Below are 16864 nucleotides of genomic sequence, written 5' to 3'. Positions count from 1 at the left end.
CGATAACCTCCTATTGCTTTTTGCGAACTAAATGCAGAAATGTATGCGGAATCGTATTTTTCTCATCTAGTTCTCCTTTAACTGCAGATTCTACTTCCCAATCTTCAAATGTATAAGGCGGGAAGAATGTATCTCCTTGGTATTTGTCCTCAATTACCGTGATATACATATCGTCTACTTTATCGATAAACTCTTCAAATAAAGTTTGGCCGCCGAATACAAAGACATGTCCCGGCAAATCGAAAATATCATCAAAATGATGAATTACATCTACACCTTCAGGATTAAAAGATTCGTTGCTTGTCAGCACTACGTTGCGTCTGTTTGGAAGCGGTTTGCCGATTGATTCATAAGTTTTGCGTCCCATTACTAATGTATTGCCTGTACTTAATTTTTTTACGTGCTTTAAATCATTAGGCAAATGCCAAGGTAGTTGGTTGTCTTTGCCGATAACTCTATTTTGATCATGTGCAACAAGAATAGATAATGTCATGTAATTATCCCCTTTCAAATCGTCTTTTTATATTTAAACTGCAATCGGCGCTTTAATGCCAGGGTGAGATTGGTAACCGATAATTTCCAAGTCCTCATATTCAATATCGAATAGAGAGCGGTCTGAATTAATCTTAAGTTCAGGCGGAGCGTAACTATCTCGGCTCAATTGTTTTTGAATTGCATCAATGTGATTTGAATAAATATGTGCATCACCGAATGTATGCACAAACTCTCCCACTTCAAGTCCGCATTCTTTTGCAATTAAATGTGTCAGCAAACTGTAGCTTGCGATATTAAAAGGTACACCTAAGAAAATGTCTGCGCTGCGTTGATACAATTGACAACTTAGTTTGCCGTCTTGTACATAAAATTGGAACATTGTATGACAAGGCGGTAAAGCCATTGTATCGATTTCAGACGGATTCCAAGCAGATACAATGTGGCGTCTTGATGTAGGATTGTTTTTAATTTGTTCTATTACTGTCGCTAATTGGTCATAATGCTTGCCGTCAGCACCTACCCAATCTCGCCATTGTTTACCATATACATTCCCTAAATCACCGTGCTTTTTTGCAAATTCATCATCATTTAAAATACGTGATTTGAATTTTTCCATTTCTTCTTGGTACAACGCATTGAATTCTGGATCTTGCAAGGCGCGATGACCGAAATTCGTCATATCTGGACCTTGATAATCTTCTGAGGCAATATATTTTTCAAATGCCCATTCATTCCAAATATTATTATTATATTCTAGTAAGTATTTGATATTTGTATCGCCTTTAATAAACCAAATCAGCTCCGTTGCGACTAACTTAAAAGATACTTTTTTAGTCGTAAGCAGCGGAAAGCCTTTACTTAAATCAAAACGTAATTGATGACCGAATTTAGAAATAGTTCCTGTGTGCGTACGATCATCGCGTTCGTTACCGATGGCTAAAATTTCTTCGCATAATTCATGATAGGCTTTATCGAATGGATTCATATACGCGACCTCCTTTTTAATATGTATCGTTTTATAAAAAATGGGACAATTGATGAGCATGCATATCCTACCCATCAAAAATTGTCCCGTACCTTCTATTTAATCAATCAAATAGAAATTAATAATTAACAATTCTCATCGAACATGTCTTTAATATCCATACAAATATCTTGGATGTCGCGACCTTCGATATATTCACGCGGCATAAAGTGTTTCAATTCAGTGCCTTTAAATAATGCATAAGACGGACTTGAAGGTACTTGTTGAATAAATTCTCTCATTTCTTGTGTTGCTTCTTTATCTTGACCAGCAAAAACAGTTACTTTATGGTCTGGTTTCTTATCATTTTGTTCTGCTACTGCTACAGCTGCAGGACGCGCTAAACCAGCTGCGCAACCGCAAGTCGAATTAATCACTACAAATGTAGTTTCATCTGCACCGACATTATTCATATAATTATCTACTGCTTCTGCAGTTTCTAGACTTTCAAAATCATTTTGTGTTAACTCATTACGCATGCCTTGTGCGAGTTCTTTCATATACGCTTCATATGGATTCATAATATACACTCCTATATCAATTATAGTTTATTTTACATGAAAAATTCCGAAATGTAATCTAATTCAACTGAATCGATTATTTATTGCGGTTTGCGATTTGTTTCCAAACAGAGCCTAATGCTTCATCGCCTTTTTCAATTCTGGAAATCGCCATTTGAATTTGAAGTTTTACTTCATAAGCATCGTCATCCTCGTGTGCTTTCAATGCAGGAAGCTGTGCTTCTCCGCCTTCATCAAACATAAACATTGCTGCGCGCCAGCGTACAATCTTTTGAGGATCATCTAAAGCTTTTTCCATTTCCGGCAATGCAGCTTTAAAGCCTAAATCGCTTAAACCATCGCCTGCAGTTCGGCGTACGCCTGGATTTTTATCTTGTAAACCTTGATACATATAAGGTAACACAGATTCATCCTCCACCATACTTGCAAGCACGATTGCTTCTCTGCGAATAGGTACTTTAGAATGTGCTAACGCAGTTTCTAATAATGGATAATCCTCTTTTGTCGGTGTTGGGAAAGATTTCAGCATTCTCAGTTGTGCTTTCCAATCTTCTGCTTGGTTAAACTCATCAACAGTAACGTGCTGATATTTAGTTTCAGGCACTACAATATCTGTTTCCAGCGCTTCTTGTTTCATAGCATCCAATTTGTCTTGTGGGTACATTGCGATGATTTCTTCTTCAACAGCTTCCATTACTTCAGCTACATCACCGTACCGTGTGCCTAAGTCTTCCCATTTGCGCATAAAGACCACGTTGTCATCGTCTTTTTGTGCAGCAAGCATAGTATCTACAAAGTTTGCCGGTAATTGTTTGCGTTGTTCATCGTCAGTTGTTGTCAGTTTGATTTGATAAGGTATGCCTTTGAATTTTAAAACTTCAGCTTTAACCTCACCGAAATGTTCGTCTGGTTTTGGTTCATCTGCTGATGCAGTATCCTCATCCCCTAGTGCAGCAGTAATATTCGGCAGTACTGTTTCCCAATCTGCTTTAGGCTGTTTGTCGATGGCCAGGAAATCAATCACGTAAAAAATCGATTTGACACCTTCTACCTCTAATAAACGATTGATAAAATCAGGTTGTCCTTCTTTTACTTTTGTATATGTGGAGGATTGATTGTCCTCTCTTTTTTTACTAAGTACCACTTTCATGGTATTCGGACTGGGTGTGGGTTCAACACGAACGATTTCCATCAAAATAACCTCCAATTATTGTAATTCATTACCAAACTGCTTGATTTGTTTTCCTACTGAACATTCACCGATACAAAAATGATGGGCATATGTTTTGCCCTTAGTTTTACGATTATATTGTTTGAGCTCGCAATTTTTGCAGTAAGTGTTCAGCAAATCATCAATTGAATCAAGCGCTCGTTTTTCTGATTTTGAAAAAATAATCGTCACTCCCTTTTCAAATTAATACCACCCTAAATGGTTTTAAGGACGATTAATTTAGCATCATTATATCATGCGAGCGATATGAGTTCATCTCTCCGATTTCAATTGTAATTCAATCGCCATTGCATTTAAGAGATAAATTATATAGAATATATAAGTTGAGTTGCGGTTTCTAAACACCCGCTTTAACAAAATTTAGGAGGTTTAATTATGTTTTACAATGAAATATTAGGTATTATTGCCTTTTTAGTAACATTCACTTTGATGGTAGCGATGTACCGTCTGTTCGGCAAACAAGGTTTGATAGCTTGGGTTGCAATCGGGACAGTTATCGCAAATATTCAAGTAATCAAAACGGTAGATATCTTCACGATTTCTGCGACATTAGGTAATGTGATGTTTGCATCGATTTATCTTGCTACAGATATTTTGAATGATATTTATGGACGCAAAGTAGCTAAGCGTGCAGTATGGATGGGCTTTTCATCTTCTCTGGTTATGATTATCTTGATGCAGTTGTCGCTGCACTTTGTTCCGGCACCTGAAGATATGGCGCAAAAAGCTCTGAGTACGATTTTTAATATTGTACCGAGAATCGCTTTAGGTTCGATAATTGCATATATCATAGGACAGCACTTTGATGTCTTTATCTTCAATGCTATAAAAAAAGTATTCCATTCAGATCGTACATTTGCATTGAGAGCTTACGGCAGTACAATTTTAAGCTCTATTATCGATACAGCATTATTTGTAAGTATCGCATTTATCGGCCTTTTACCTGGCGGTGCAGTATTTGAAATCTTTATTACGACTTATTTCTTGAAACTGCTTGCGACATTATTTAATGTACCATTTGGCTATTGGGCTAAATCCATGTATCGTAAAGGTAAGATACAATCAAAAGACGAAGGCTACTAAGTATTGATATACATTTAAATTATTGAGATAAGGATGGAAATGCGTATGGCTAAAATTTATTTTGATGCGGCAGTGAAAGGTAATCCTGGACCAGCATCTATTGCAGTTGTCATTATCGAAGAAAATGAGCGTCAAATTTTTACACAGGATATTGCACCTACCGATAATCATTCAGCAGAATGGCAAGCGTTTAATTATGCATTGGACTGTGCTTTGAAAATGAATGTTTCGACAGCATTGATTTCAACAGATTCTAAATTAATTACAGATAGTTTAGATAAGGGATTTGCGAAAAATGAGAAGTTTAAAGGTTATTTGGTAGAAGCAGCTCAAAAGATGAAGGATTTTGATTTATGTTTGATCGACTGGATTCCTCGAGCTCAAAATAAAGAAGCCAATCATCATGCGCAGCAAGCTTTATATCAACAATTAAAATAGCGGATATAATATGAAAGACGGGAATGTACTTTGACTGTAATAGTCGCGGTGCATTCCCGTCTTTTTTAAAATGGCATAAATTCACGTTCGATAAATTTTTTAGATACTCTTAAGTCATGTTCATCCAAGACATTAAAGACATCAATAAAATCTAAGTCATAATGCATTTGATTAAAGAGTGACGGAACATCCAGCGGTACACTGGTATGAATTTGTGCAAGTTGTTTAGAAAGTTTTAAATCATCTAATTGACTTACGATTTTCTTTTGCTGTGCTGGAGTCAATTCATTGATATGCTCAATGACATTTTCTACAGATTGATATTTCAAAATCAATTTATGCGCAGTTTTTTCTCCGATACCTTTGACACCAGGATAGCCGTCTGCACTGTCACCCATAAATGCTTTGATATCGATGAGTTGAAGTGGATTTAATTGATACTCTTCTTGATAGCGTTTCAAATCATATCGGTTATAAATGTTGAAGCCTTTTTTCGTTAACCATACTTCCACATTAGCATTAATACATTGCAAGATATCTTTATCTCCTGTCACGATATAAATTTCATTGTCGTGTGACAATTCATGACTTAAAGTGCCGATGACATCATCAGCTTCATAATTTTTAGCACCAATGTTTAAGAACCCCAACGCATTTGAAACATCTTTGACGAGATCAAATTGCGGTATCAATTCATCTGGCGGTGCAGGACGATGTTTTTTATATTCTGTAAACATTTCATTTCTGAAAGTATGCTGCCCCATATCCCAGCAAACTGCAATGTGTGAAGGATTGATTGTGTCGATTGCCGAGAAGATGTGGCGCACAAATCCTTGGACACCGTTTGTAGGCACACCATTAGAATTTCTCATAAATTGATGATGAATGCTTGTAGCATAGAAATGGCGGAATAATAACGCCATTCCATCTACGAGCAATACTTTGTTTGTCATACTACTTCCTCTTTCTGCATTAAATAGTTTGTTTTAATTGTTCATTTGCTTGATTGATTTTAGAAATCAAGCTGCTGTCGATTTTAACTTCAAGTAATGTTTGTGCTTGTTGATGAATTTCGTTTGAAATCTCATCTAATTGCTTATCAGCAGTTTTGCCCATTTCGGACACTTGCTGTTCTAATTCTTGGCGCAATCTGCTGATATTGCTTTGTAGTAAATCCACAGTCTCGTAAGTGATTTGTTCTTGTAGTTCTTTTTGTGATTTCAATTGCAATAAGCGCTTTTTCGTTAACTTCTTAGGCAGGTTATCATACATTTTGATGAAATCAATGTGCATTGTAGTAATCGCATCTTTATCCATGTCAATACTGAAATGCGGGTGCAATAAAATATGCAATTGATTTAACTGTTTGACGATTGGCGCAAATTGGTCTTCCAACTGCTTATTGAAGAACTTTTTAATACGTTCAGCGATTAATGTTTGTTCCATATATAATCTGCCATGTACTTGTTCTAGATAAGTTTGTACAGCATCACGTTTTTCTTGATCGAAATCTTTGTTTTTAGTCATTTGTGCATTAAATACTGTACGTACTTCATCGAAGAGTTGAATTTTCAAACGTTCATTCAAGTGGTAGACTTGGTCTTCTACTTCGTTATAAACATGTTGTTTCGTTGTTTTAAGCGTTGTACTTGGAATCGCACCTTTTTGTTCGATTTTGCGAATTTCTTGCTGGCGCGCTTCCATTTCTGTTCTATTGTTTTGATAGTCTTCAGACATTTGCGTAAAGGATGCACTGATTTGTTCTAATTGTGCTTTCATTTGCTGCTGCAGTACTACTTTTGATTCGACTTCCGCAAAATAGTCTAAACTTTCTTTAAGTTGATTTAAACCTTCATCGCTTTCTTTCAAGGCACGGCGGCTTGATACAGAATAAAGCTTAGCAGGCATGTTGACTTGATTTAATGCATCCGTAACATAATCTTCTACAGCTTCTAAGTCTTCTTTTGATTCAGCTAAATCAACCGCGTTGATAATCATCTTGAAGGTTTGATTTTCATTTAATTGGTTCATTTCCTTCATGTATTCGATAAAGGCTTTATCATTATCTGTAAATGAATGGTTAAAGTAACTTACGTATAAGATTAAATCAGATGACGTTAATATCTTTTCAGTCTCATTAGAGTGGCGCTGGTTGTTGGAATATAAACCTAAAGAGTCGACAATGATTTTGTTTTTCAGCCAATCTATAGGCAAGTTCAAATGTACTGTTTCTACAAAGGCCGCATACTCATCTTGAGCACTCCATTTTTTCACTTCATCTTGATTAATCGCATGTTTATAGCCATCTTTAATCATATCTTGGTACAAATCAAGCTGCCCTTTTACCGCGTTCACAAATGCAAGCTGTTCTTTCTTCAAAGCATTTTTCAATGCGGTTGTATCGGTTGCTTTGAAATCATCTAAACTGTCGAAATGGAACTTTTGCGATTCTACAAGCTGATTTAATTCAGCTAGGAGTTGAGGTGCTTGTTTTAAAGTAATAGCACTGGAATCTCCATAAGAAAGTTCAGTCGTTGCGGCAGTTGTCGGATTAGGCGAACTTACTAAATAATTGTCGCCAAGCAGCGCATTAATTAAACTGCTTTTACCTGCACTGAAAGTACCGAAGACGCCGATTTTAACAATCTGCTGATCCATACGATTAATGGCTGATTTCAAATCTTCTTTCGTTTGATTGAACAGCGGTACAGGTTCAATGATGTCTAAACCTTGTTTAATGGTTTCAACATCGATATCAGAAGTCAGTTCTGAAGTTTGATGCACTTTTTGCGCTTGTTTTTCAGGCTGTTCTAATTCAGCTTTGCTGTATGTTACTTCAGTACGATCAATCAGTTTATCTAAAGAGTCGTCTAAATGAATGTAATAATGCTGATAGTTTCTTGTCACAAGCGATTCGCGCAATTTACGCAGTTCGATATATTTTTCATAATCATTTTGATCAGTTTCTTCTTCATCATCGATATGCTGCGTTTCTGCGTTTTCAATCGCACGTTTTAACAAAGGTTCTGATTCTTTTTTGATGAATCGATGAATTGCTTTTACGACGTCATCGCAGAAGTTTAATACATAAGCATTAGAGATGCTCATTTGTTCTTGGTATAAATCAGTCACTAAAGCAGCGGGTATTTGATAATGCTGATTCAATATAGATTGGTTGACGTCTGTTTGATTGATAAAACGTGTCAAGAATGACATGTCTTCACGCATCGGTTGGCGTATCTGCTGATTGACGATATCTTGCAGTGCATCCATCACATTTTGAAGGCGTTCTTCTCTTGCCTCTTCAGTTTTCTTTTTCTTATTAAATAATCCGCCTACTTTAAATGTTTTAACTTGGCTTTCAAGGTAAAGACGTATTTTTTCACGCATTTCATGCGGCATTAAATAAGCATTTTCTAAAATAGTTTTACGCTGATAATCTAAATAATTATAAAGTTTATCAGGGTCATTTAAAAGTTGTGCTTCTTCGCTTACAGATTGGTTTTGTTGGAAGTTTAAATACGCTTGATCAAATTGTTCTGCATCTATATCAAGGTTTGCTAGAATATCTTGCATTTCTGATTGGATATAAGACTTTTGATCTTCCGTAATGTATTGCGTAATGCGTTCAATGTAGTCATCCATAGATTCACGATTGTTATCTTGCTCGATTAAGAAATCAGAAAGCGCATCAATTTGATTTTCTGGATGTTCAAATTTAGATACATAAAAAGTTTTCAGTAATTCTAAATCCCATTCTGAAACGGCATTTTCAATGTTTTGTTTAAATGTTTCAAATGATAACTCTTCATCGTTATGTTTATCAATTTGGTTAATCACAAATACAACTGGAATACCTGCATGGTTCAAACGTTTCATAAATTGGAAATTCATTGCTGATTGAACGTGGTTGTAGTCTACAGTGTAAAAGACAATGTTGCTGGTAAACATAAATTGCTCTGTAGATGCTTGGTGCAATGCAACATTGGAATCCACACCGGGTGTATCTTGCAGAGTAAATCCCTTTTTAAACTTATCGGATTCAAAACGAATTTCAACAGACTCTACATCCCCATTTTGTCTGTTTAACTTTTTTACTTCTTCATAATTATCTAAGCGTGTATATTTTTGGCCTTCTAGATTAGCTATAATCTCATTTTTGTCCGCAACACTTACGATTGCAGTATTACTTGTTGTCGGCACTGGTGAACTCGGCAAAATCTCTTGTTCTAACAATAGATTGATCAATGTCGATTTGCCTGCTGAGAAGTGACCGACGAAAGTTAATGTAAATTGATCTAAGTAGACTTTTTTAATCACTTGATTTATGACATGAACTAAATCTTGGTGATTAGATTTTTCTACTTCTTTTTTTAATTTATATAAAATATCTAATTGGTTGCTGCTCGTCATAGACTATGTACCCCTTTATAAATAACGTTGACTTAATTGTATACTAAATAGCGGTTACTCTAAAGGATTAAAACTGATGAGAGGATATAAAAAAAGATGCATCAAACTCATACTTAAACAAGTTTGATGCATAAATGATTTATAGTCCTGGATTATTTGCACGTTTAATTTGTATGTAGCGAGAAATGCTATATACAATAATACCTGCCCAAATAAAGATAAATGTAACGAACTGATTAGTATCAAATGGTTCGTTATACACAAAGACACCTAAAATAAAGATTAATGTCGGACCTACATATTGAATGAAGCCCATGAGTGATAAAGGAATTCTGCGTGCTCCTGCTGAGAATGAAATCAACGGAATGGCTGTAATAGCCCCTGAAAATAACAGCCAAAATGTCGGCATATTGATGCCGATTGTTGTTTGGTGTGTCAACCATAAGTATCCGATGTATATGAATGCTGCTGGTGTTGTGACGATACATTCAAATGTAATGCTGCTTAAAGCATCGATAGGTACGACTTTCTTTAATAGTCCGTAGAAACCAAAAGACAATGCAAGAATGATAGAAACGATTGGGAATTCTCCAATCTTAACCGTCATATAAATAACACCAATCAGCGCAAGCAAAATTGCTGTCCATTCCATTTTGTTGAATTTCTCTTTTAAGAAAATCATTGCGAGTACAATACTCACAAGCGGATTGATATAATAACCTAAACTGGTTTGCAGTACATGGTGGTTATTTACGGCCCAGATAAAGGTTCCCCAGTTCAGTGTAATAATATAACCTGCCGCAATGAGTGCCCATAACTGTTTGGTTGTTAATGCTTTGATGCTGCTGATAAACTGATCTTTCTTACCAATCGCAACAATTAAGACAACCATGAATATCATGGAAAGCACGATTCGATATGCCAGTACCTCAAACGGACTGATATCACCCAGCATCGACCAATAAATAGGTAATGTCCCCCAAAGTATATACGCTATAAGGGAATACAATATCCCGCGTTTGAATTCATTGTTCAATGATATTCACCCCTATTCAATTTTTATTTCTTTTTCTTAGCCCAATATTGGTAATACGTACATTCTATATAACCATTAAAAAGCTTTCTGCGTTTTGTAGCTTTTTGTTGTGTTAAGTATTCGAATTCTTTGTTGCTTGTTAAAATGTATTCCGATAAATTCGGATGCTGACGCATCAATTTACCAAGATAACGATACATTTCCTCTACTTCTTCTCTATCACCGATACGTTCACCGTATGGCGGGTTGCCGATTAAAGCGATTGGTTCTTCAGTATGGATATCTAATGTATTAACATCTTTGACAGCAAATTGAATGACCTCGCTTAAACCTACCTCTTCCGCATTGCGTTTTGCGATATCAATCATATCTGAATCAATATCATACGCATATACTTCAACAGCTTTGTCATAGTCTGCTTGCTGATCAGCTTCATCACGCAATTGGTCATATAAGTTATCTGGCATAATGTCCCATTGTTCTGATACAAATGAACGGTTAAAGCCTGGCGCAATATTTTGAGCGATTAAGCATGCTTCTATCGCAATTGTTCCTGAACCGCAGAAAGGATCAATTAACGGAGTGTTGCCGTTCCAGTTCGCTAAACGAATTAATGCCGCTGCTAAAGTTTCTTTAATCGGCGCTTCACCTTGTGCCATTCTGTATCCGCGCTTATTCAAACCTGATCCTGAAGTGTCGATAGTTAAAAGCACTTCATCTTTATGAATAGCTACTTCAAGCGGATATTTACTGCCGGTTTCTTCTAACCAGCCTTTATGTGCATATGCGTCTTTCAAGCGTTCAACAATTGCTTTTTTAACAATGGCCTGTACATCAGGCACACTGTGCAATGTCGATTTGACACTGCGGCCTTGCACAGGGAAATTCCCATCTTCTGTAATGATTGTTTCCCAAGGGAGTGCCTTTGTTTGTTCGAATAGTTCTTCGAAGGTTGTCGCTTTAAAACGTCCCATTACTAAACGGACTCTGTCAGATGTACGGAGCCACAAATTGCTTTTAGCGATAGCAGTTTCATCGCCTTCAAAGAAAATTCTTCCGTTTTCTACTTGTGTCTCACATCCGAGTTCGTTGACTTCTTTGGCAACGACAGCTTCGAGGCCCATTGGACAAACGGCTAATAATTGATACATATGTGTTGACCTTCCTTCTATTGGTTTTGTGTACTACATTATTGTAGCAAATTTTGAAGCGGTTATATATGTGAGAAAATACAATACAAATTAAAAAAGCTCTCCAACCTGGAGAGCTAGCCTAGTGATGATATTTCTATAAGCCATGTTCTGTACCTTGGTACTCATAACGTGCACTAGTAGGCACTGGTACGCAGGTGGTAACCATCTGTCTGAAATAAGCTTTTACGTTAGTTTATTTCCTCATTTATACGTTGAATTCCGCTAAATAAGTGCTCCTACCAAATTTGGATTGCTCACTCGAGGGGTTTACCGCGTTCCACCTTTTACATTTCTGTAAAAGCTCCGTCACTGTGGCACTTTCAAGCTACTTTAGTCATATCTTAGCGACTTAGACTATTTCACTGCCGTCTTATAGCCTTGACTTATTGTTTCATCAAGCACGAACACTACAATCATCTCAGATTGTGCGAGCATGGACTTTCCTCTATATTGCTATAGCGATTACCCGAAATATCACTTCTTAAAATTATAGCATGGTTCTTTATCAATGGTAAAGCTAATCTGTAAAATAGAAATTATTCAGATTTCAGAAGCTTTAATCCATTATGTTACTTGCCGAATACAGCTTTTTCTAAATTAGAAATACGTTTTAAAATATCTACATTGCTTGTATTCGCATTTGAAGAAAAGTTTTTGTTTTCTTGCGGTCTAGAAGTTGCGACACGTAAACGCAATTCTTCAAGTTCTTTTTTCAACTTATGATTTTCTTCATTTAGTTTTATGACTTCATTATTCATGTCGGCCATTTTTTGATAGTCTGCGATGATGTCATCTAAAAATGCATCTACTTCTTCCCTTCTGTATCCACGTGCAAGGGTTTTTTCGAAATCTTTTTCATAAATATCTTTTGCTGATAGTTTTAAAGATACATCTGCCATTTTTTCTCCACCTCATTCGAAACTTTCTTCTTCAGACCACTGTATATCACTGATGAATGTATTGATTTCATCAAACGTTACAACATCATAAGTATAGTTTGTTTGTTCTGCAAAATCAACTAGCATACGTTTAAAGAACTTCGGGCTTGCTTCTTGTTCTTCATCGTAGATGAGAATTGTGATATCTGTGTGGTCAAGCATAAAACGATCTGTTTGTTTAAATTGAAACGGACCTTCATAAGGTGCATGATGTACAGTCTCATGAAAATCACTATTTTCAATGATTTGTTGATACTTTAATTGGTTTTGTTCATTCCAACGTTCAGTATGATTTTGAAACGGTGCAATGACACCTAATTTTAAATCTGGGTATTCAGATTTTAATTCAATGACAACTTCGGCTGTCCAAAATTCAATACCCAATTGCCCTTGTATCAATACCCATTCCAAGCCTTCTTCAATCAGAGATTCCAATTTATTTCTTAAGAATAATTTGAGATATTTCACCTCTGGCGCATCATCTTTGAAGATGTTCAGTTCATAGGATTTGTATCCCGTGACATAAGCAGTTTTAACCATAGTACTTTTCACAATCCTTAATATAGTTCAAGTCATAATTTACACTTTTCAATTTCTCCATAAACATCTTTCTGCTTGTTTTAGAATCATGACATTCTACTGAAAGTTTTTCAATGTTTTCTTTCAATATTTCATATTTCAGTTTATTCATATAAGGAAGCGCCACAATATGTTCGGCTTGGCCGTCCAATTTAAAGAGTATTTCATCTATATGTGATACAAATGGAACAACATCTTCTTTAAATGCATAGCACGTACCGTTTTTGGCTGCTTGATATCTTTGCTCCATTTCTTGGGTGAGCTTTATTAATTTTTCAATATTTATATCCATTCTAAACCACCCTCTCATTTATAAAATAGCACAGATTATGATGTTCGTCATTTTGAAAATCCTTGAAAAATCCGCACTGCAATGGAGTTTCGGATTGTTTATTACCGCAAATAACGTTAAAATAAGTGACATATACACAAAGGGTAATATCTATCATTGTGTTAAAGTATATTCTTAAGATAATTAAATGTCATTAAGAATATAAATAAGCACACAGAGTTTGCATATACCTGTAATTTGTGTATAATAGTTACGGTTTTATAAACCAGTTGGTGTGGTGAAATAAATGAATTATCCAAATGGTAAACCATTTAATAGAAATAAGACTAAAGTTGGACGCAAAAACATGCCGCAGTCAAGTAAAATCAAGTATGGCGGACGTGGAATGACTTTAGAAAAGGAAATTGAATTATCAAACGATTATTACCTTTCTACAGGTAAAGCAGTAATACACAAAAAACCGACACCCGTTCAAATCGTCAATGTTTCTTATCCTAGACGCAGCAAAGCTGTAATAAAAGAAGCATATTTCCGCACCCCATCTACAACTGATTACAACGGTATTTATAATGGCCGTTATATTGATTTTGAAGCGAAAGAAACACAAAGTACCACATCTTTTCCTTTAAAGAATATTCATGAGCATCAAGTGGATCATATGAAGGCAGTATATGAGCAAAAAGGTATTGTTTTTCTCATTATACGTTTTAAAAAGCTTGATGAAGTCTATATATTGCCTTATAGTGCTTTTAAAGTATTTTGGGAAAGACATGTGAACAACATCAGAAAATCAATTACAGTTGAAGAAATAAGAAAAAATGGTTACCATATTCCTTATCAGTATCAACCACGTTTGAATTATCTCAAAGCCGTTGATAAGTTGATATTAGATGAAAGTGAGGACCGCGTATGACGGAAAGAAAAAGGACTTCTCATTCTAATAATGGAAAGTCCGGTAAAAAACAGAATAAAAGTATTAAAAGGACAATTATTAAGATTATCGGCTTCGCAGTAATTGCTTTTATTGTCTTAGCATTAGTTGGTGTTTTATTATTTGCCTATTATGCTTGGAAAGCACCGGCTTTTTCTGATGCAAAATTGAAAGATCCGATTCCAGCAAAAATATATGATAAAGATGGAAAGCTGGTTAAGACGCTTGATAATGGTCAAAGACGTGCGCATGTTGAATTGAAGGATGTTCCTCAAAACATGAAAGATGCTGTTTTAGCTACCGAAGACAACCGTTTCTACAAGCATGGCGCTTTAGACTATAAACGTTTATTCGGTGCTGTTGGTAAAAATATTACCGGCGGTTTCGGTTCGCAAGGTGCATCAACATTAACACAACAAGTTGTTAAACGTTCGTTCTTGACTGACCAAAAATCAATTGGCCGTAAAGCGCAAGAAGCTTACTTATCTTACCGTTTAGAGCAGGAATACAGCAAAGATGAGATTTTCCAAATCTACTTAAACAAAATTTACTACTCTGATGGTGTATACGGGGTTAAAGCTGCAGCTAAATACTACTTCAACAAAGACTTGAAAGACTTGAATTTAGCTGAAGAAGCGTACTTAGCAGGATTACCTCAAGTACCTAACTTATACAATGTGTATGACAACCCTAAAAGAGCAGAGGATCGTAAAGACACTGTATTATACTTAATGAATTATCATCACCGTATCAGTGATAAACAAATGAAAGAAGCTCAGAATACGCCGATTGAAAAAAATCTTGTAAAACGCAGTGCGGATGATCGAGCAATTAAACCAGATAATAAAGATCCAGAGTACAACTCATATATCAACTTTATTAAATCTGAGTTAATGGCACATCCGGAATTCAAAGATAAAAATCTTGCTGATTTATTAAACAGCGGTATCAAGATTTATACAAACATGGATTCTAGTGTTCAAAAAGCATTGCAAAACCGTATCGACAATGGTAATTACTACAAAAATGATGACCAGCAAGTCGGTTCAACAATTGTTGATAGTAAGAGCGGTGCACTCGTTGCGATTTCAGGCGGCAGACACTTCAAAGACGTTGTCGACCGCAACCAAGCAACAGATGCCCACCCTACTGGTTCTTCATTGAAACCATTCCTAGCTTACGGTCCGGCAATTGAAAACATGCAATGGGCAACAAACCATGAACTTCAAGACGAAGCAGCATATATGGTAGATGGTACAACATTCAGAAACTATGATACGAAGAGTCATGGTAATGTATCACTTTATGATGCGTTAAGACAAAGTTTCAACATTCCAGCATTGAAAGCTTGGCAGCAAACAAAACAAAATGCCGGCCAAGATGCGCCTAAGAAATTTGCAAAACAAGTTGGACTAGAATACCAAGGTGAAATTGGTCCATCAGAAGTTCTAGGTGGTTCATCATCTGAATTCTCACCTACCGATTTAGCTTCAGCATTTGCTGCTTTAGCAAACGGCGGTGAATATAACCAAGCACACGGTATTTCTAAAGTTGTCGACCAAGAAGGCGATACTACAGAGTTCGACCATAAACACCATAGAGCTATGCATGATTACACTGCATACATGCTTTCAGAAGTATTAAAAGGTACATTCGAAGCATGGGGTTCTGCTTATGGACATGGCGTTTCAGGTGTTAACTTAGCTGCCAAAACTGGTACAGGTACTTACGGCGGAGAAACTTACCAACAATACAACCTTCCTGATAATGCAGCGAAAGATGTTTGGATTAACGGTTTCACTCCAAGATACTCTATGTCAGTTTGGATGGGCTTCAGCAAAGTAAAACAATATGGTGAAAACTCATTCGTTGGACACAATGAACAAGAATATCCGCAATTCTTGCTTGAAGATGTAATGTCAGATATCAGTCCTCGTGACGGTCAAGACTTTACTAGACCTGACTCTGTTGCAGGTTCAAGCAAATCTGATCTATCTGTTGTCAACCACCCTGATAACAATACAACTAGCCGTAAAGTCAACGGTAATGGTTCTACTCAAGGCGGTAGCAGCAGTAATAGCAGCCAACAACAAGGCAGCAACAGTTCAAATCAAAGTTTAGGCAATAACAACAGCCAACAACAAGGCAATAGCAATCAACAAAACAATAATCAAAATGGAAATGCATTATCAAGATTCTTTAATCTTAATGCCATTTTCAATGATAAAGTTTCATAAATGAAATAAAGGTGCAGCAGCTCAAGATTTTTGAGCACTGCACCTTTTTCCATTTTTATATAAAGAAAGCTCCAACCTATAATAATCGTTGGAGGCTTTCTTTATGATTAATTCAATTCTATCGCTTTTGATGAGATTGTCTTGCTTTATAAGCCGCATTCATTTTAATCAATTCGCTGACTAATGTTTTCATTTGGCGATAACCCATAAAATGATGTTTGCGTTGATGGATATAATCGAAGCGTTCTTTAAAGTTAATAGGCACAATGGCATAATTATCGAGTTTATCAAATGCAATAGTATCTATATTGTTGATGTCGCAAAAGTAACGTTCGATTAAAGCTAAATATTGATCAAGCAGTGCTTTGCCTTCATCTGAAGTGAGCTGCTTGTTTTTTGCTAAGGCATCAATTTGTACTTCTAATGCTTCGAAATCAGCTTTTGTTATCACAA

General features: G+C 36.1%; 17 protein-coding genes and 1 other RNA gene. 4 read left to right on the top strand and 14 right to left on the bottom strand.

All coding sequences use genetic code 11. The annotated features are described in order from the left end of the window. Nucleotides 1-10: 10 nt before the first annotated feature. The 5 genes from C7N65_RS01980 to C7N65_RS01960 form a co-directional block, all read right to left on the bottom strand. Nucleotides 11-493 carry a dihydrofolate reductase gene (locus C7N65_RS01980; RefSeq protein ID WP_105992788.1) on the bottom strand — a complete coding sequence of 161 codons (483 nt, stop codon included), beginning with the start codon at nucleotides 491-493 and terminating at the stop codon, nucleotides 11-13. A 33-nt stretch (nucleotides 494-526) separates the two neighbouring features. Further along, nucleotides 527-1480: a thymidylate synthase gene (locus tag C7N65_RS01975; RefSeq protein ID WP_105992787.1), complete on the bottom strand. Its 954-nt coding sequence runs from the start codon at nucleotides 1478-1480 to the stop codon at nucleotides 527-529. 125 nt (nucleotides 1481-1605) lie between these two features. Then, the gene (gene brxA, locus C7N65_RS01970; RefSeq protein WP_105992786.1) at nucleotides 1606-2040 is read right to left on the bottom strand and encodes a bacilliredoxin BrxA; all 435 of its coding nucleotides are present in this window, start codon (nucleotides 2038-2040) and stop codon (nucleotides 1606-1608) included. A 76-nt stretch (nucleotides 2041-2116) separates the two neighbouring features. Beyond that, nucleotides 2117-3232 carry a conserved virulence factor C family protein gene (locus tag C7N65_RS01965; RefSeq protein WP_105992785.1) on the bottom strand — a complete coding sequence of 372 codons (1116 nt, stop codon included), beginning with the start codon at nucleotides 3230-3232 and terminating at the stop codon, nucleotides 2117-2119. Between the two features lie 15 nt (nucleotides 3233-3247). Beyond that, nucleotides 3248-3442 carry a zinc-finger domain-containing protein gene (locus C7N65_RS01960; protein ID WP_105992784.1) on the bottom strand — a complete coding sequence of 65 codons (195 nt, stop codon included), beginning with the start codon at nucleotides 3440-3442 and terminating at the stop codon, nucleotides 3248-3250. A gap of 204 nt (nucleotides 3443-3646) precedes the next feature. Between C7N65_RS01960 and C7N65_RS01955 the strand changes: the two genes are divergently transcribed. Both C7N65_RS01955 and C7N65_RS01950 read left to right on the top strand, forming a co-directional pair. After that, nucleotides 3647-4354, top strand: coding sequence for a queuosine precursor transporter (locus tag C7N65_RS01955; RefSeq protein WP_105992783.1), 708 nt, complete (start codon nucleotides 3647-3649; stop codon nucleotides 4352-4354). A gap of 45 nt (nucleotides 4355-4399) precedes the next feature. Further along, nucleotides 4400-4792: a ribonuclease HI family protein gene (locus C7N65_RS01950; protein WP_105992782.1), complete on the top strand. Its 393-nt coding sequence runs from the start codon at nucleotides 4400-4402 to the stop codon at nucleotides 4790-4792. Between the two features lie 65 nt (nucleotides 4793-4857). Here the strand turns inward: C7N65_RS01950 and C7N65_RS01945 are convergent, their stop codons facing one another. The 8 genes from C7N65_RS01945 to C7N65_RS01910 all read right to left on the bottom strand — a co-directional run bounded on the left by C7N65_RS01945 (nucleotide 4858) and on the right by C7N65_RS01910 (nucleotide 13243). After that, nucleotides 4858-5745, bottom strand: coding sequence for a 5'-3' exonuclease (locus tag C7N65_RS01945; RefSeq protein ID WP_105992781.1), 888 nt, complete (start codon nucleotides 5743-5745; stop codon nucleotides 4858-4860). Nucleotides 5746-5764: 19 nt separating this feature from the next. After that, complete coding sequence (locus C7N65_RS01940) at nucleotides 5765-9205, bottom strand: dynamin family protein (protein ID WP_105992780.1); 3441 nt, start codon at nucleotides 9203-9205, stop codon at nucleotides 5765-5767. 139 nt (nucleotides 9206-9344) lie between these two features. Then, a complete protein-coding gene (gene rarD / locus C7N65_RS01935) occupies nucleotides 9345-10241 on the bottom strand; it encodes an EamA family transporter RarD (protein ID WP_105992779.1) in 897 nt (298 codons plus the stop codon). A 23-nt stretch (nucleotides 10242-10264) separates the two neighbouring features. After that, nucleotides 10265-11392 (bottom strand): THUMP domain-containing class I SAM-dependent RNA methyltransferase, encoded by a 1128-nt coding sequence (locus C7N65_RS01930; RefSeq protein WP_105992778.1) that lies wholly within the window; start codon nucleotides 11390-11392, stop codon nucleotides 10265-10267. 134 nt (nucleotides 11393-11526) lie between these two features. Continuing rightward, an RNA gene (gene rnpB / locus C7N65_RS01925) (RNase P RNA component class B) lies at nucleotides 11527-11908 on the bottom strand. A 95-nt stretch (nucleotides 11909-12003) separates the two neighbouring features. After that, nucleotides 12004-12333 (bottom strand): cell division regulator GpsB, encoded by a 330-nt coding sequence (gene gpsB / locus C7N65_RS01920; RefSeq protein ID WP_105992777.1) that lies wholly within the window; start codon nucleotides 12331-12333, stop codon nucleotides 12004-12006. Between the two features lie 12 nt (nucleotides 12334-12345). Next, nucleotides 12346-12912 carry a DUF1273 domain-containing protein gene (locus C7N65_RS01915; protein ID WP_105992776.1) on the bottom strand — a complete coding sequence of 189 codons (567 nt, stop codon included), beginning with the start codon at nucleotides 12910-12912 and terminating at the stop codon, nucleotides 12346-12348. Further along, the gene (locus tag C7N65_RS01910) at nucleotides 12905-13243 is read right to left on the bottom strand and encodes a DUF1798 family protein (protein WP_105992775.1); all 339 of its coding nucleotides are present in this window, start codon (nucleotides 13241-13243) and stop codon (nucleotides 12905-12907) included. The genes C7N65_RS01915 and C7N65_RS01910 overlap by 8 nt, the downstream gene beginning before the upstream one ends. Before the next feature lie 286 nt (nucleotides 13244-13529). On the opposite strand from C7N65_RS01910, the gene recU reads away from it, so the two are divergent. Both recU and C7N65_RS01900 read left to right on the top strand, forming a co-directional pair. Then, nucleotides 13530-14156, top strand: coding sequence for a Holliday junction resolvase RecU (gene recU / locus C7N65_RS01905; protein ID WP_105992774.1), 627 nt, complete (start codon nucleotides 13530-13532; stop codon nucleotides 14154-14156). Then, nucleotides 14153-16411 (top strand): transglycosylase domain-containing protein, encoded by a 2259-nt coding sequence (locus tag C7N65_RS01900; protein ID WP_105992773.1) that lies wholly within the window; start codon nucleotides 14153-14155, stop codon nucleotides 16409-16411. The genes recU and C7N65_RS01900 overlap by 4 nt, the downstream gene beginning before the upstream one ends. 118 nt (nucleotides 16412-16529) lie before the next feature. Here the strand turns inward: C7N65_RS01900 and C7N65_RS01895 are convergent, their stop codons facing one another. Then, complete coding sequence (locus C7N65_RS01895) at nucleotides 16530-16862, bottom strand: YpoC family protein (RefSeq protein WP_105992772.1); 333 nt, start codon at nucleotides 16860-16862, stop codon at nucleotides 16530-16532. Nucleotides 16863-16864 lie beyond the last annotated feature (2 nt).

The sequence above is a fragment of the Staphylococcus simulans genome (genome assembly GCF_002994445.1).
In the GTDB taxonomy this organism is placed as follows: Bacteria; Bacillota; Bacilli; order Staphylococcales; family Staphylococcaceae; genus Staphylococcus; species Staphylococcus simulans_B.
Note: the sequence above shows the minus strand (reverse complement) of the source record. Positions and strands in the feature narration are given on the sequence as shown.

Bases quoted from the DNA above. Each gene is read 5' to 3' on its own strand.
- C7N65_RS01980 (WP_105992788.1), bottom strand. From the start codon at position 493: ATGACATTATCTATTCTTGTTGCACATGATCAAAATAGAGTTATCGGC.
- C7N65_RS01975 (WP_105992787.1), bottom strand. From the start codon at position 1,480: ATGAATCCATTCGATAAAGCCTATCATGAATTATGCGAAGAAATTTTA.
- brxA (WP_105992786.1), bottom strand. From the start codon at position 2,040: ATGAATCCATATGAAGCGTATATGAAAGAACTCGCACAAGGCATGCGT.
- C7N65_RS01965 (WP_105992785.1), bottom strand. From the start codon at position 3,232: ATGGAAATCGTTCGTGTTGAACCCACACCCAGTCCGAATACCATGAAA.
- C7N65_RS01955 (WP_105992783.1), top strand. From the start codon at position 3,647: ATGTTTTACAATGAAATATTAGGTATTATTGCCTTTTTAGTAACATTC.
- C7N65_RS01950 (WP_105992782.1), top strand. From the start codon at position 4,400: ATGGCTAAAATTTATTTTGATGCGGCAGTGAAAGGTAATCCTGGACCA.
- C7N65_RS01945 (WP_105992781.1), bottom strand. From the start codon at position 5,745: ATGACAAACAAAGTATTGCTCGTAGATGGAATGGCGTTATTATTCCGC.
- C7N65_RS01940 (WP_105992780.1), bottom strand. From the start codon at position 9,205: ATGACGAGCAGCAACCAATTAGATATTTTATATAAATTAAAAAAAGAA.
- C7N65_RS01930 (WP_105992778.1), bottom strand. From the start codon at position 11,392: ATGTATCAATTATTAGCCGTTTGTCCAATGGGCCTCGAAGCTGTCGTT.
- gpsB (WP_105992777.1), bottom strand. From the start codon at position 12,333: ATGGCAGATGTATCTTTAAAACTATCAGCAAAAGATATTTATGAAAAA.
- C7N65_RS01915 (WP_105992776.1), bottom strand. From the start codon at position 12,912: ATGGTTAAAACTGCTTATGTCACGGGATACAAATCCTATGAACTGAAC.
- C7N65_RS01910 (WP_105992775.1), bottom strand. From the start codon at position 13,243: ATGGATATAAATATTGAAAAATTAATAAAGCTCACCCAAGAAATGGAG.
- recU (WP_105992774.1), top strand. From the start codon at position 13,530: ATGAATTATCCAAATGGTAAACCATTTAATAGAAATAAGACTAAAGTT.
- C7N65_RS01900 (WP_105992773.1), top strand. From the start codon at position 14,153: ATGACGGAAAGAAAAAGGACTTCTCATTCTAATAATGGAAAGTCCGGT.